The sequence below is a fragment of the Klebsiella pneumoniae complex sp. WS1778 genome (assembly GCF_049472055.1).
GTDB classification, from domain to species: domain Bacteria; phylum Pseudomonadota; class Gammaproteobacteria; order Enterobacterales; family Enterobacteriaceae; genus Klebsiella; species Klebsiella quasipneumoniae.
In genome coordinates this window covers 19,533-31,969 of sequence record NZ_JBKGTJ010000011.1, presented here as the reverse complement: position 1 = coordinate 31,969, position 12,437 = coordinate 19,533, and the positions used below count along the sequence as shown (strand labels likewise).

Annotated in this window: 16 protein-coding genes and 3 pseudogenes; 7 read left to right on the top strand and 12 right to left on the bottom strand. The window is 47.3% G+C overall.

Annotated elements, in window-relative coordinates; translation table 11 throughout:
- Positions 1-5 precede the first annotated feature (5 nt).
- Entirely contained in the window at positions 6-362 is a 357-nt protein-coding gene (traJ, locus tag ACLEXF_RS24735) for a conjugal transfer transcriptional regulator TraJ (protein ID WP_024252938.1), read from the bottom strand.
- A gap of 347 nt (positions 363-709) precedes the next feature.
- Between traJ and ACLEXF_RS24730 the strand changes: the two genes are divergently transcribed.
- From ACLEXF_RS24730 to ACLEXF_RS24715, 4 genes are all read left to right on the top strand, one after another.
- Positions 710-1,144, top strand: a complete 435-nt coding sequence (locus ACLEXF_RS24730) for a TraK family protein (protein WP_024252937.1) — start codon at positions 710-712, stop codon at positions 1,142-1,144.
- On the top strand, positions 1,144-1,929 hold the full coding sequence (locus tag ACLEXF_RS24725; protein ID WP_024252936.1) for a conjugal transfer protein TraL: 786 nt from the start codon (positions 1,144-1,146) through the stop codon (positions 1,927-1,929). Before ACLEXF_RS24730 ends, ACLEXF_RS24725 begins: the two co-directional genes overlap by 1 nt.
- Positions 1,929-2,369 carry a conjugal transfer protein TraM gene (locus ACLEXF_RS24720; RefSeq protein WP_071444016.1) on the top strand — a complete coding sequence of 147 codons (441 nt, stop codon included), beginning with the start codon at positions 1,929-1,931 and terminating at the stop codon, positions 2,367-2,369. Before ACLEXF_RS24725 ends, ACLEXF_RS24720 begins: the two co-directional genes overlap by 1 nt.
- Before the next feature lie 68 nt (positions 2,370-2,437).
- Complete coding sequence (locus ACLEXF_RS24715) at positions 2,438-2,653, top strand: hypothetical protein (RefSeq protein ID WP_223307921.1); 216 nt, start codon at positions 2,438-2,440, stop codon at positions 2,651-2,653.
- Between the two features lie 98 nt (positions 2,654-2,751).
- Here ACLEXF_RS24715 and ACLEXF_RS24710 read toward each other — a convergent pair whose 3' ends face one another.
- Entirely contained in the window at positions 2,752-3,234 is a 483-nt protein-coding gene (locus tag ACLEXF_RS24710; protein ID WP_064756356.1) for a hypothetical protein, read from the bottom strand.
- Between the two features lie 284 nt (positions 3,235-3,518).
- Positions 3,519-3,599 (bottom strand): annotated as a pseudogene (locus tag ACLEXF_RS24705) (MerR family transcriptional regulator); the annotation flags it as partial.
- A 60-nt stretch (positions 3,600-3,659) separates the two neighbouring features.
- Between ACLEXF_RS24705 and ACLEXF_RS24700 the strand changes: the two are divergent.
- Both ACLEXF_RS24700 and bleO read left to right on the top strand, forming a co-directional pair.
- Positions 3,660-4,186 (top strand): annotated as a pseudogene (locus ACLEXF_RS24700) (IS6 family transposase).
- A gap of 108 nt (positions 4,187-4,294) precedes the next feature.
- The gene (gene bleO, locus ACLEXF_RS24695) at positions 4,295-4,681 is read left to right on the top strand and encodes a bleomycin binding protein (RefSeq protein WP_063102497.1); all 387 of its coding nucleotides are present in this window, start codon (positions 4,295-4,297) and stop codon (positions 4,679-4,681) included.
- Between the two features lie 633 nt (positions 4,682-5,314).
- Here bleO and ACLEXF_RS24690 read toward each other — a convergent pair.
- Both ACLEXF_RS24690 and ACLEXF_RS24685 read right to left on the bottom strand, forming a co-directional pair.
- On the bottom strand, positions 5,315-5,695 hold the full coding sequence (locus ACLEXF_RS24690; RefSeq protein ID WP_039026395.1) for a diacylglycerol kinase: 381 nt from the start codon (positions 5,693-5,695) through the stop codon (positions 5,315-5,317).
- 117 nt (positions 5,696-5,812) lie between these two features.
- Complete coding sequence (locus ACLEXF_RS24685) at positions 5,813-6,295, bottom strand: phosphoethanolamine transferase (protein ID WP_071443971.1); 483 nt, start codon at positions 6,293-6,295, stop codon at positions 5,813-5,815.
- Between the two features lie 179 nt (positions 6,296-6,474).
- Here ACLEXF_RS24685 and ACLEXF_RS24680 point away from each other — a divergent pair.
- A pseudogene (locus tag ACLEXF_RS24680) lies at positions 6,475-7,329 on the top strand (Tn3 family transposase); the annotation flags it as partial.
- Positions 7,330-7,495: 166 nt separating this feature from the next.
- Here ACLEXF_RS24680 and ACLEXF_RS24675 read toward each other — a convergent pair.
- The 7 genes from ACLEXF_RS24675 to kleE all read right to left on the bottom strand — a co-directional run bounded on the left by ACLEXF_RS24675 (position 7,496) and on the right by kleE (position 12,419).
- On the bottom strand, positions 7,496-8,176 hold the full coding sequence (locus ACLEXF_RS24675) for an IncP plasmid survival protein KfrC family protein (RefSeq protein WP_039696259.1): 681 nt from the start codon (positions 8,174-8,176) through the stop codon (positions 7,496-7,498).
- Positions 8,177-8,197: 21 nt separating this feature from the next.
- A complete protein-coding gene (locus tag ACLEXF_RS24670) occupies positions 8,198-8,719 on the bottom strand; it encodes a KfrB domain-containing protein (protein WP_223307991.1) in 522 nt (173 codons plus the stop codon).
- Positions 8,720-9,127: 408 nt separating this feature from the next.
- Entirely contained in the window at positions 9,128-10,141 is a 1,014-nt protein-coding gene (locus ACLEXF_RS24665) for a transcriptional repressor gene korB (protein WP_000162907.1), read from the bottom strand.
- Complete coding sequence (locus tag ACLEXF_RS24660; protein WP_004196240.1) at positions 10,141-10,899, bottom strand: ParA family protein; 759 nt, start codon at positions 10,897-10,899, stop codon at positions 10,141-10,143. Before ACLEXF_RS24660 ends, ACLEXF_RS24665 begins: the two co-directional genes overlap by 1 nt.
- Before the next feature lie 8 nt (positions 10,900-10,907).
- A complete protein-coding gene (locus tag ACLEXF_RS24655) occupies positions 10,908-11,270 on the bottom strand; it encodes a TrfB-related DNA-binding protein (protein ID WP_077249815.1) in 363 nt (120 codons plus the stop codon).
- 148 nt (positions 11,271-11,418) lie between these two features.
- Complete coding sequence (locus ACLEXF_RS24650) at positions 11,419-12,060, bottom strand: klaC (protein ID WP_100249813.1); 642 nt, start codon at positions 12,058-12,060, stop codon at positions 11,419-11,421.
- Positions 12,061-12,095: 35 nt separating this feature from the next.
- A complete protein-coding gene (kleE, locus tag ACLEXF_RS24645) occupies positions 12,096-12,419 on the bottom strand; it encodes a KleE stable inheritance protein (protein ID WP_048207653.1) in 324 nt (107 codons plus the stop codon).
- Positions 12,420-12,437 lie beyond the last annotated feature (18 nt).

Below are 12,437 nucleotides of genomic sequence, written 5' to 3'. Positions count from 1 at the left end.
TAAAATTAGTTATCGTTTAAAACAGTACCGATAACAGTCCGTAACTCATCCTGAGTCTTTTCGATTTTGGTCAGCAATGTTTTCAAAACAGCGGGAGAGAAATTTGCAGTCCGAGGATCATCGGATAACCACATTTTTAATAACCCGCCAAGACGCCCAAGGTCGCCGTTGATGCGTACCATTTCACGCGCTTGTTCAAGATCAACAATGCCGCCTACTTCATAACCCATCCCAATTTTTCGCAAAAAGGCCGCAACGCTTAAACCTGTCGCAGCGGCATTTGCTTCTATTTGCAATTTTTCTTCTGGCAGACAGTACACCTTGATCGGCGTGCAATTTTTCCGTGTCTGTTTCTCTGTCATCTCGATCTCCAAAAAGGCGGTAGCCGATTAGCCTCGCAGAGCAGGATTCCCGTTGAGCAGCCCAGCTGCGAATAAGGGAAGGTAAAGTTGGACCACCGTTTACGGTGGGCCTACTTTACATATCCTGCCCGGCTTTCGCCGTTGTTTACGCCAAGGAAAGTCTACACAAAGAAAAGTGGAATGTCGTGTTTTTTGGTGCAAAACTGTGGATATAACGAAAAAACGGCGTTACTATGCCGCATACACCGGAAAACCAACGTTTTCCGGGCGGTTTACAACTGTTATCCTGCTCAAATACACACGGAAATACACAGAAATACCTCATAAATACACACGCAGGTTGTCGGATGGGAAAAGACTATTTAACTGACCTACAGGAGTGGGTTAAGCAGAAAAAGGGGCTGAACGGCAAGAGTGCAAACAGCGCGAGGGTAGTCTTCCTGGCAATCCGGGAAGACGTCAAAAACGCGATTGAAGCCGGTTACTCTCTTACAACGATATGGGAACACATGCACGAAACTGGTCGTGTTAATACCACATACGAAACTTTTCGTCGGCATGTCCGGCGATACATAGATGAGCGAAAACGTGCAGCTGCTGTTGGCGAAAGTACACCTGCTGGAGCTGCGGTAAAGAAAGAAAGCCAACAAGCCGGACCGTCACCAAAGAAAGAAAACGTGATCCCGGAGAGAACGCCGGTCAAAAGAGAGCCGCCTACGAATCCCGGCAGTCAGCTGCCAACTTTTAATTTTAATCCTGGAAAAAAGAAGGGGACTAACTAATGCCTACTGCAGACAAAAATCAAAAACAAAGTGAAGCTGAATCAGTGCCGGTACGCCATGCTGTTCACAGCGCCCAGCAAGGAAAAGGTGGTTGTGGTAAATCCGTTAGTACCGCTTTGCTGGGAATGTACAAGATTAGCAAAGGTGAACTACCGCTGTGCATCGATACCGATCCGCTCAATCCGACATTCTCTAATTATGAAAAACTGAACGTCCGACAGCTGAACATCATGGAAGGTGATGAAATTAATCAGCGCAAACTGGATACCCTCATCCAGTGGATTGATGAAGCCGGTGACAGGGACGTTATTATCGATAACGGCGCTCCGTCATTTATTCCGTTATCAAGTTATATGATTAGCCAGCAAATCCCCGCCCTGCTTTACGAAATGGGTAAACAGCTTGTCATTCATATCTCGATTGTGGGGGGGCAGGCACATGATTACACCGTCGAGGGGTTCAAGGCGATGGTGGAGCAGTATCCGTCAGAAACCCGTTTTGTTGTCTGGCTTAACCCGTATTGGGGCGCGGTGGAATCCGATCAGGGAGTGCCATTCGAAGAATCAGAAGCGTACCTGATGAATAAAGACAAGGTTGATGCGCTTATCCGTTTGCCTACGCTCAAAAAAGAGTTACACGGCCAGGACTTTGCCGACATGCTGGAAAACTACAAGACCTTCGATGAGGCCATTGAAGATAAATCATTATCTATTATGGTTCGCCAGCGTCTGAAACAGGTTCGCGCCCTTGTTTTCGAACAGCTTGATTTAGCAACGGTGATCTGATGGATGATAAGACGGAAGAACTCATTGCGCTCATTGCTAAAAAGCATGGTATAGCACTGGATAAAACCGATCCGATTATGGTCGTTCCTACCCTGCTTCGGTATTTGCTGGATGAAAGCCAGGAGAAACAGGGAGAAATTCTGGATGAGTTTAAATCCGAGCTACAAAGCGCCCTGATGCAATGGGATTACAGCGCGAAGGATAAGGCTGACCGTATCCTTAACGCCGCGCTAAAGGCCAATACGGAAGTAATGGAGCGGGTTTTGACATCTGCAGCTACAGAAACCGCTGCCATAATCAGAAAAGAAGTTCAGGACGAGATCAGAAAATCGCGGTCGCACATAGAAGGGGCAAGAAAACTTGCCATGATGAATATGGCGGCGGCGGTGATCACCTTAATGGCTGCTGCCGTCGCATTCATTGCAACCTTTTACAAATGACTATTAGCCGCTAACTTTTAGCGGCTAAAAAATCCAGGGAGAATAGTTAAATGCATAACGTGTCACTGATGGAAGAAACACTGCGGAAAATGAGGAAACATGGTAGCCAAACCGTCGAGGTAACACAGTCTTTGGAAGCCTTTGGCCGTTATAAATCCCGCCCTGCTTTTCAGGACTGGATCTACCGTTTGAAGAAAGGCGAACGCTTACCACGGGGCCGTTACTTTGTAGGCAAAAAACCAGGTCGTCCATTACAGATCATTGACGACTTTTTTTATCGTTGATAATCCTTATTAAAGCCAAGGCCATTTATGGCCCTGTTTTACGCCTTTTCTGTTGTTAATGCTAATGTATGCGTACATTAGCATTAACAACAAAGGTCTTAGCTTTGCTTTTCTCTTGATACCTGAATTTCAGACTGATAGAGCCGTTTTATACGTTCAATTTCGGCAAGCGTTGCAGACCAGTGCCGCCCGGCTTCGTGGCGATATTTTGCGGCAATCTTTTCCACGGACTCCGGGTTGCTGTCGTTGCTGCGGCGCTGCCGCCCCTTCTCACCGAAAATGTCCACAATCAGCCACTGGCTGCCGGTTCTGCCAAACAGTGCTTTACACAGACGTTTAACGGCCAATGGTGTTAAATCTGGGTCGGGATCGTGTGCAACTGTCGCGAAAATGAAACGTAGCATTTCTGAGGTCTTGTAGCGTTTTACCGCTGCTGCCAGACGTGCGGCACGCTGCGGGGCTTCCCAGCGATCGTCACTGTAACCAGTCACTTCGGCCAGGTAATCCCTTTCTAGGTTTTCAGCCGTGTAACAGCGGCCTCCTAAAAACAGTCGCATGGCCTCTTTCGTTTCATTTCTCACGTCTGGAATTCCGATTAATGCTAATGTACGCATACATTAGCATTAACCTATGAGCACGACAAGATACTCTGCGGCCTCGTATAGTGACACCGTAACGAAATTAATTTTAGCGGCTAAAATTGACGAAAATTGTTTAGCTAAAGACATTACACTATCGCATTTGATGTAATATATTATCTTCACGGTCTGGCGAGGTTTAGGCAACCTCCCTGTAAGGCGGGAAAGCGGAATGCAGCCTATGTAGTCAGATCGGGGGCACCTCAGAAAACGGAAAATAAAGCACGCTAAGGCATAGCTGACCTTGCCAGGCCTGCTTCGCCCTGTAGTGACGCGATCAACGGGCAGGAAACATTCCCCTTTCGGGCACTGTTGCAAATAGTCGGTGGTGATAAACTTATCATCCCCTTTTGCTGATGGAGCTGCACATGAACCCATTCAAAGGCCGGCATTTTCAGCGTGACATCATTCTGTGGGCCGTACGCTGGTACTGCAAATACGGCATCAGTTACCGTGAGCTGCAGGAGATGCTGGCTGAACGCGGAGTGAATGTCGATCACTCCACGATTTACCGCTGGGTTCAGCGTTATGCGCCTGAAATGGAAAAACGGCTGCGCTGGTACTGGCGTAACCCTTCCGATCTTTGCCCGTGGCACATGGATGAAACCTACGTGAAGGTCAATGGCCGCTGGGCGTATCTGTACCGGGCCGTCGACAGCCGGGGCCGCACTGTCGATTTTTATCTCTCCTCCCGTCGTACGTGATTGAATGCGATCATGGCAAACTGAAACGGATAATCAACGCCACGCTGGGATTTAAATCCATGAAGACGGCTTACGCCACCATCAAAGGTATTGAGGTGATGCGTGCACTACGCAAAGGCCAGGCCTCAGCATTTTATTATGGTGATCCCCTGGGCGAAATGCGCCTGGTAAGCAGAGTTTTTGAAATGTAAGGCCTTTGAATAAGACAAAAGGCTGCCTCATCGCTAACTTTGCAACAGTGCCGCCCCAGCAGCATCTCAACCGGGTCAGCGTAGTGGCTCCGGGGAGAATAATAGTCTATCCCGGCATTGCCAGTCGGGGATATTAAAAAGAGTATAGGTTTTTATTGCGATAAACTAGGTTTCACTTTGGTTCACCATGAAGATGGATTCGCAGTTCTAATGTGTAATGAGGTTCGGATTCATCTATGGGAGGCAAGTGATGAAGGCTGGCGCTCTCGTAGTAATGATTCACCGGTTTGTACAGGTGCGGAGTCGTTTATTGCTGGTACTGCTAGTTGCCGCATTGAAGTAGAGGGAATTGATGAATTATATCAACATATTAAGCCTTTGGGCATTTTGCACCCCAATACATCATTAAAAGATCAGTGGTGGGATGAACGAGACTTTGCAGTAATTGATCCCGACAACAATTTGATTAGCTTTTTTCAACAAATAAAAAGCTAAAATCTATTATTAATCTGTTCAGCAATCGGGCGCGATTGCTGAATAAAAGATACGAGAGACCTCTCTTGTATCTTTTTTATTTTGAGTGGTTTTGTCCGTTACACTAGAAAACCGAAAGACAATAAAAATTTTATTCTTGCTGAGTCTGGCTTTCGGTAAGCTAGACAAAACGGACAAAATAAAAATCTAAATATGCTTGAACAACTTGTAACTTAAATTCATAACTGTATTTTGCCATAAAAAATGACCTCCCATAAGTTAGATTTTTGGTCTAACTTATGGGGGTCAGTTCATTCTACACTTGGGCTGCATGTTTTGATTAATTATCTAATATCTCCGGATCTCCTGTAAAGGAATATAAAACTGCCTGCATGTTTTTCAAATAAAATACGGTGAATTTCCCATCATCAGCGCTATACATATCTCTCAAAGGCGGATTTGCTTCAAGCATTGCTTCCCTTGCTTCCACGGTATCATCAATTACGGCTTCGCCGGTATGGTTATTTTCGCACCTATGGTGCGGGCTAAACAGACAAAAGTTCCACCTTATAATTAGCATCTATTGTTTTTCATTAAACAGCCACTATTTATGGTGGCTGCCATGAATAATTAAAAATATTATTGATGATAACACTACCACCAGGTTAATAAATTACGCCCTGTCAATGCACCCCACACTATGGCATTCAACATCAGAGCAATGAAGACAGCCGCAGAGCCCATGTCTTTAGCTCGACCAGAAAGCTCATGATGCTCTGACCCTATTCTGTCTACTACTGCTTCAATAGCTGAGTTCAGGATCTCTACAATCACAACCAGCCAACTTATAACCATTAGGAGTAGTATTTGATTTAAACCATCTCCGACAAAAAACGCCAGAGGCATCAACAGCACAATGAGTAGCAGTTCCTGACGAAAAGCCGCTTCATGTCTCCAAGCTGAAGAAAGCCCCTTCATACTATAATTGGTGGCATGAATGATTCGGGTAATTCCAGTTGCACCAGGCTTTGCCATTTTAGCTTCCTCTTTCTGATTTGCCCGTTAAAAATTTCAACCATGAAATACACGGACAATAGTAATAAACCTATTATTTAACAGATGATTGGGGGCCTGAGCCCCCAATAATGTAATTTATTGAACATTACGACATTGACTGAAAATATCTAGACCCTTTTCGTAAACTGATGTTTTGACGTCCCAGATACCCAATACAGATGAGAAAATATTATCGTGTGAGTAACGAGTATCAGCGGCTTTCTGCTGCAAACACGCCATATCAACGCCTTTCTCTTTGGTAAATCCAGGTGACATCCACACCTGCATAGGAACACGGGTCTGATCATCCGGTGCAAACTGGTACGGTGTACCGTGTAGGTAAAGCCCTAATGCTCCCAGTGATTCACCATGATCGGAGACGTAGAGCAACGCGGTGTTGTACTTATCTTCGTAGGTTTTCAACTTGGCAATCATCTCTCCAATCACGAAATCGGTGTAGCGGATGGTGTTGTCATAGGTGTTGGTGAGCTCTTCATCTGTGCAGTTTTCAATATCACTGCGTGGACAGTCAGGGGTGAACTGACGATGAGCATCAGGGTAATCCTTTTTTACCTCCATAAATAAATTTTTCTTTACTTTTCTTTGACCTAAATTCCACGTGCATTTTTTATTAGCTTAAAAGAACACTATTTCACGAAGAATTTAAACTGATACTCCCACATTGTAACATTATTTACCACCACCTTTCAATCTTTTTCAATAAATTATTGATTGCAACTTTTGAGTAAAGATACTTACGGACTTTCTACACCCATATCTCCGACCAGTACGCGCCCTTCAGTGCCAAGGTGGTCAACGTGGGCATTCGTGATTCAACTTACGTGCTTGATGGCCTGCTGTACCACGAGTCGGACTTGCGCATCGAGGAACACTACACCGACACGGCAGGCTTCACCGATCACGTGTTTGGCTTGATGCATTTGCTGGGATTTCGCTTCGCGCCGCGTATCCGTGACTTGGGCGAAACCAAGCTATTCATCCCCAAGGGCGATGCCGCCTATGACGCGCTCAAGCCGATGATTAGCAGCGACAGGCTGAACATCAAGCAAATACGCGCCCATTGGGATGAAATTCTGCGGCTGGCCACCTCCATCAAGCAAGGCACGGTAACGGCTTCGCTGATGCTGCGCAAACTCGGCAGCTACCCGCGCCAGAACGGCTTGGCCGTGGCGTTGCGCGAGCTGGGGCGCATCGAGCGCACGCTGTTCATTTTGGATTGGCTGCAAAGCGTGGAGCTGCGCCGCCGCGTCCATGCGGGGCTGAATAAGGGCGAGGCGCGCAACGCGCTGGCCAGGGCGGTCTTCTTCTACCGATTGGGTGAAATCCGCGACCGCAGTTTTGAGCAGCAGCGCTACCGGGCCAGCGGCCTCAATCTGGTGACGGCGGCCATCGTGTTGTGGAACACGGTATATCTGGAGCGTGCCACCAGTGCTTTGCGTGGCAACGGCACGGCGCTGGACGACACATTGTTGCAATATCTGTCGCCGCTGGGGTGGGAGCACATCAACCTGACCGGCGATTACCTATGGCGCAGCAGCGCCAAGGTCGGTGCGGGGAAGTTTAGGCCATTGCGACCGCTGCCACCGGCTTAGCGTGCTTTATTTTCCGTTTTCTGAGACGACCCCAGATCGCGAAGTTTGTTGTAGCGTGCCTTATCGCCAACCGGCCTGAACCCCGTTTATCGGGGTTTCGCTGTTTTTGGGGGGTAGGAATTGTTGCGGAAAAAAAATCCCCGCATGACGGGGATTCTGTAGCTGATCAAGTTATTGTTCTTGTAAGGCTCAGACCATTCCCTTTACTTAGTGATGGAGCCTGCTCTCTTTGTAGCTTTTCTTTCTGTTCTTTCGCCTGCTTCCGCATGAGATTCTCATGCGCTCGCTGTGCGGCCCGCATTTCATCCCATCCTTCGGCAAGCTCTGGTTTATCATGCCGCACTTTGGCCGTCGCCAGTTCGTGTATACGCGGGCCATGTAACCCCATCCCGTCATGAATCTCTTTGACAGTTTCCAGTCGGTTCTGCAGGCGACTCAGCAATGACTGTTGTTGTTGTACCTGTGACTGCCATTTTGCCTTCTGACCGGGCAGAGCCAAAAACCCAGGCTGACGACTCATCATCTGCTGCAGAACCGCCTCCTGCTTGTCTATCAGCGATTCCAGCCGGTTTTCAAGGTTTTCTGCCTGCGTTTCTTTATCCGCTACTGCCGCCTCTACCGCATCCTTATATTCCTGCTCGATGTTACCGGCGTCAGTTTGCGAATCCTGTAAATGGGATGGGTCATTGATCAACTGCTGCTGCTCGTCATGCAGCTGCTGTACCTGTTCCTGGATATTCACAGCTTCCGACTCTGCGAGAAGATCAGGTTTAATATCAGGCTGCTGACGAGGGGGGGAGGTATCCCGGACCGCGCCGGGATTTTTAAATGGGGTAGTTGGCTTCATCCGGGACTCCTACGCTATTCGCTATCTGGAGAACTTCCGGCCCTGCTTCTCTGTGGCTGCTGCTACCTGAGCTTTACCGGAAGTCTGGTCATACGAAATACTCTTTTCCGTACCTACTTCTGGCAGTTTATCGAAATTTTGGCGATCATGCTTGAAAATCTGCTTACCTACCTGCTGATATACTGATTGTTTATCTGCGTGTAAAATCGGCCCATTATAAGAGCTGGCTTTATCCGGCCCCTTGGACAGATAAAGCGGGTAAATGCCTGGCTTTATGCTGCCCGCTTTATCAACGTTGTCATTTTTCCATTTGCCTGCTTCTTCGCTTTGCAGCACGCGCTGGCCGTTCATGACAAGAACACGCTGTTTGCTCATGTCGGTGTTACTCCTGGTGTTATCGTCAACCGTCTGTGTCGGGATAGGGCTGACTGCTATTTTTATAATGTCAGCAAGCATGGATGAATCTGCGTTGATAACGGCCACGTCACGCGCAAGATACAGTTTTCTCCTTGCATCATCATCTGCTGCGCTCAAACTCTTCAAGCTGTTTTTTATCCCTGATCCCAGCGTTGTTGATAAGGGTATCAGTACCCGGATACAGATACGGGTCTTTTTTGTCGCTCATGCCTGGTGTTGTTTTGCACGTTGAGCATGATATTCGAATATCTCCGCTCTACCCTGCTCGTAAGTAATTTCACCGGCAATGATGCGTTGTTTGATACCTTCATAAAGGGGGGGGGGGGGGGGCCGCTAGGGTCCATACCTTCCAGCCTCAGACTGGCCTCAGCTTTTTCAAATCCTCTTGCCCTGACTGAACTGTTTGACATGGCCCCTCCGGTTAAATTTTGTTTAGCTATATTATAATATTTTAGCCGCTAAAATCATGCAATACTGCAAATTACTTAAAAAAAAATCCCGCGACTGCGGGATTCTGAGCGGAAATTGATACTTTTATCCTTCAATAAGGCAAATTATTTTCACGTTTTCGAGATTTAGCTCTTCTTCTACACCAGTTGAATCAAACTTAATCCAGGCAAGCCCTTCTTCACTTGGCCGCTTGGTCAGGATAAGGCGGCCCTGCTCCCCCAGGTACTCAACGATAACAATAGCCTTTTTGAATTTATCAGGATCGGTTTCCTTTTCTGGCGTCTTACGGACCTTATCGGTCACATCGTTATCATCGTGGCCGTCCGTATCATCCTCGGCGGCTTCCGAATCGGTACGGCCATTGAAGGCGTCAATGGTGTCTGGATCACGCTTGCTGGATTCTTTTTCGTCCAGGAACTCACGGAAAACTTTCACCGCACTACGGGTAATGTCTTCACCCTCGTTCTCTTCAAGCAGTTTTTGAACTTCTTCCGGGTCTTGCTTGTAAGCCGTTACCAGCTCATTAACTACGGTAACATCACGGATTGAGCCTTTATTAAAAGCATCTGCTATACAATCCGGCAGGTCCAGCAACGCGGCGTGTTGGGTTACGAACGCTGGCGACTTGCCAAGCCTTTTAGCAATCTGAGATTTTGATACTCCCTCAGCCAGTTTGCGGCCAATGTGTACGGCAATTTCACGCGCCGTCAGGTCATTACGCTGGATGTTCTCAATGACCTGATCATCGTCGCTATAGTCATTATCGATAAAAGCGGGAATTTGTTTCTTCCCGGCCACTTTACTGGCTCGCCAGCGACGTTCTCCATGGTTAATGATATAGCGCCCCGCTTGCTCCGGGTTCTCACGAACGGAGACAGGCATTTTCACGCCACGCGCTTTAATGGTATCAGCCAGCTCCTTAATGGATTCCTCTGAGAATCCTGGGTTGTCCTGCTTACGCGGCTGTTCAGGATCGGGATCAATCGCGTCAACGTCCAGCATCAGTGGTTTACCCTCAGCACCTGCAGACGCATCAAGAAAGTCGGATAGATCACCAACGGTATCAAGGCCAAGGCCGGAAGAATTTTTTTTAGTCATTATGCAATCTCCATCTTAGTAAAAACATGATCGGCCAGTGCTCTCATTTCCTGGCTGGCTTTACGTGCTGCTGTCTTCTTGATTTTCCAGACAGGGACATGTGAAGCCAGTGCATCAGCAATGCTGCTTCGCAACCCGACAGACACAGGAACCATTAACGTAGGGTAGGCCGTCTGCAGCTCCTGCAGGTGGTTTACATGGCGAGGATTGCGGCCATCTACCTTACTTGGAACCATACCAATAAATTCCAGCTTGCTGTTCATTTTGCGTTTCACCTGGGTGAAGGTGGTCAGCATTTTTTTAATACCCTGAATGGAGTACACCTCAAGCTCAATAGGGCATACCACAAAATCAGCGCTCGCCAGCGCAACGATAAGCGCATTGTTAACCGTAGGCGCAGTATCAATCAGGCAGACGTCAAAGCCACTGTCGGCCAGCTGCTGCAGGTTATGGCGGAACTGCTTCACCATTTCGGGCAGATTTAATTTTTCTACGTTTGCCAGCTGAATATCTGACTCAATGAGAGAAATTCCGCTCTCAGGAATTTGGGTAAAGCGAGTTGGCTCGATCTCGCCCCACATTTCATTCGCTTTAATGCCGGACGAGAACTGTTTCAGGGTAAAAGAGGCGTTGCCCTGGGTATCCATATCGATTACAGCAACCCGCTTGCCTCGTTCTGAAAAATCAAATGCCAGATGAACCAGGGTGGAAGTCTTGCCAACACCACCTTTTTGATTTGCTGTAACCAATACTTTCATAGCCATCGCTATTCTTCCTGTTTACGTTTTGCCTCGTCAGCCCACTTTTTAACAATGAAAGCCTGCCGCTCCGGTAACACTACTTCAATACGCACAAAGCCGTCAGGTACTTCTTGTTTATAGGCATCCCACACTCTGTTAACTGCCTGAGAAACAGCCCCGCGAGAAATATCCAGCGTTTCAACAAAATATTTCTGCGGCCTCCCTTCAACCAGTACGCCATAAGCGATATCAAGCGTTTGCTTACCAACATTCAGGCTTCGGGTAACTCTTGCAAATACCTCATTAGTCAGGCGTTTTTTTTCACTTTTTTCACTTTTTTCATCGCCAGTTTTGGCAACGTGCAGGTCATTACTATTAACAGTCGTCATAAAATTTACTTCCAAAATCAACGTCTTTGACTGGACGCCTCAATGACACCGCAAACAAAGTTTAGCTAAACTGTGTTTTCAGGTCAATCATTTTAGCCGCTAAAATCTATTTTTTAATGGATATAACGAAAAAACCCGGAAAGCCGGGTTATTTCAGTGCAACATCTTTGATGAAAGTTACTCGTTTTTTCATCTGCGCCCCCCACAGGAATAACATACCTCCGAGGAGAACAAGAATCCCACTAATCGAAAATCCTGCAGATGAAACAGAGGTAAAGATACGTGCCTTTTTCAGTTTTCCCTGCGCATAACGGGTAGCCGGTGGCGTGATTGTTTCCTTAAAAGCAGTCATTTCAAGCCCGTATCTGACATCAGCAGGGACAGGCTCAGCTGGATTACGTTGATAGTCGGCTACAACCTTCCTGACCAGATCGATATCGGATTTGTTTTCCTTGATACCGGCCTGCGCTTTGACGTAATCAAGTAACTTGGCGGTTTCTGGAGTCTGGCCGCTGATTTTTTCAAGATAGGTAACAAGCTCTGCTGGCTTATCATCCTTGATAAGCTGCCTGACTACTTCTGTCGGCGAAAAGGAATCATCTTCTGGCGTTTCAGTTAACGTACTCAACATCATCTTGGCTCCGAAGATGACGGGAAGGATTCCCAATAGAGGAAGAACGGTCGTTACACCTTCCCCGTCAAACACCTTAAAAATTACAATGATAAGCCAAATCAAAAAGCCGACGCTGATAGCTCCCACAAACGACTTCAAAACACCTGCATAAATCATTTTGTGTCCCCAGCATAAATGACAGCTGATTAGTATTACGGCGCTTTGGGCTTCCATGTAGCCATAATGTAAGTCAGGGCTGCCAGTACAAAGAAACTGATCACAAACGGCCAGGCTGCAGCAAACGGGCCATCACTCCATTTAAACATCATTTTGAAAAACTGAATGACAACGTTCGCGATCAGCAGGAAGCGAACAGGAATCCATAGAATGACCAGCACCATGTACACCGCACCAATGACTCCATGAATGATATTACGCATGGCGCTCCCTGATGTTTGACCGGCAGCATTCTCGACCGGCTGGCCCTGCTGCTGTTTACTGTCCTCTTGACGAGGAAATTTAACGACATTGGTCATACTGGCCTCCTGCTGGAT

What these genes read in the sequence shown, in the direction of transcription:
- ACLEXF_RS24650 (WP_100249813.1), bottom strand. Translation starts at nt 12,060, where the DNA reads ATGATTTATGCAGGTGTTTTGAAGTCGTTTGTGGGAGCTATCAGCGTC.
- ACLEXF_RS24725 (WP_024252936.1), top strand. Translation starts at nt 1,144, where the DNA reads ATGCCTACTGCAGACAAAAATCAAAAACAAAGTGAAGCTGAATCAGTG.
- ACLEXF_RS24690 (WP_039026395.1), bottom strand. Translation starts at nt 5,695, where the DNA reads ATGGCAAAGCCTGGTGCAACTGGAATTACCCGAATCATTCATGCCACC.
- ACLEXF_RS24675 (WP_039696259.1), bottom strand. Translation starts at nt 8,176, where the DNA reads ATGAAGCCAACTACCCCATTTAAAAATCCCGGCGCGGTCCGGGATACC.
- ACLEXF_RS24660 (WP_004196240.1), bottom strand. Translation starts at nt 10,899, where the DNA reads ATGAAAGTATTGGTTACAGCAAATCAAAAAGGTGGTGTTGGCAAGACT.
- ACLEXF_RS24715 (WP_223307921.1), top strand. Translation starts at nt 2,438, where the DNA reads ATGGAAGAAACACTGCGGAAAATGAGGAAACATGGTAGCCAAACCGTC.
- traJ (WP_024252938.1), bottom strand. Translation starts at nt 362, where the DNA reads ATGACAGAGAAACAGACACGGAAAAATTGCACGCCGATCAAGGTGTAC.
- kleE (WP_048207653.1), bottom strand. Translation starts at nt 12,419, where the DNA reads ATGACCAATGTCGTTAAATTTCCTCGTCAAGAGGACAGTAAACAGCAG.
- ACLEXF_RS24665 (WP_000162907.1), bottom strand. Translation starts at nt 10,141, where the DNA reads ATGACTAAAAAAAATTCTTCCGGCCTTGGCCTTGATACCGTTGGTGAT.
- ACLEXF_RS24730 (WP_024252937.1), top strand. Translation starts at nt 710, where the DNA reads ATGGGAAAAGACTATTTAACTGACCTACAGGAGTGGGTTAAGCAGAAA.
- ACLEXF_RS24720 (WP_071444016.1), top strand. Translation starts at nt 1,929, where the DNA reads ATGGATGATAAGACGGAAGAACTCATTGCGCTCATTGCTAAAAAGCAT.
- ACLEXF_RS24655 (WP_077249815.1), bottom strand. Translation starts at nt 11,270, where the DNA reads ATGACGACTGTTAATAGTAATGACCTGCACGTTGCCAAAACTGGCGAT.
- ACLEXF_RS24685 (WP_071443971.1), bottom strand. Translation starts at nt 6,295, where the DNA reads ATGGAGGTAAAAAAGGATTACCCTGATGCTCATCGTCAGTTCACCCCT.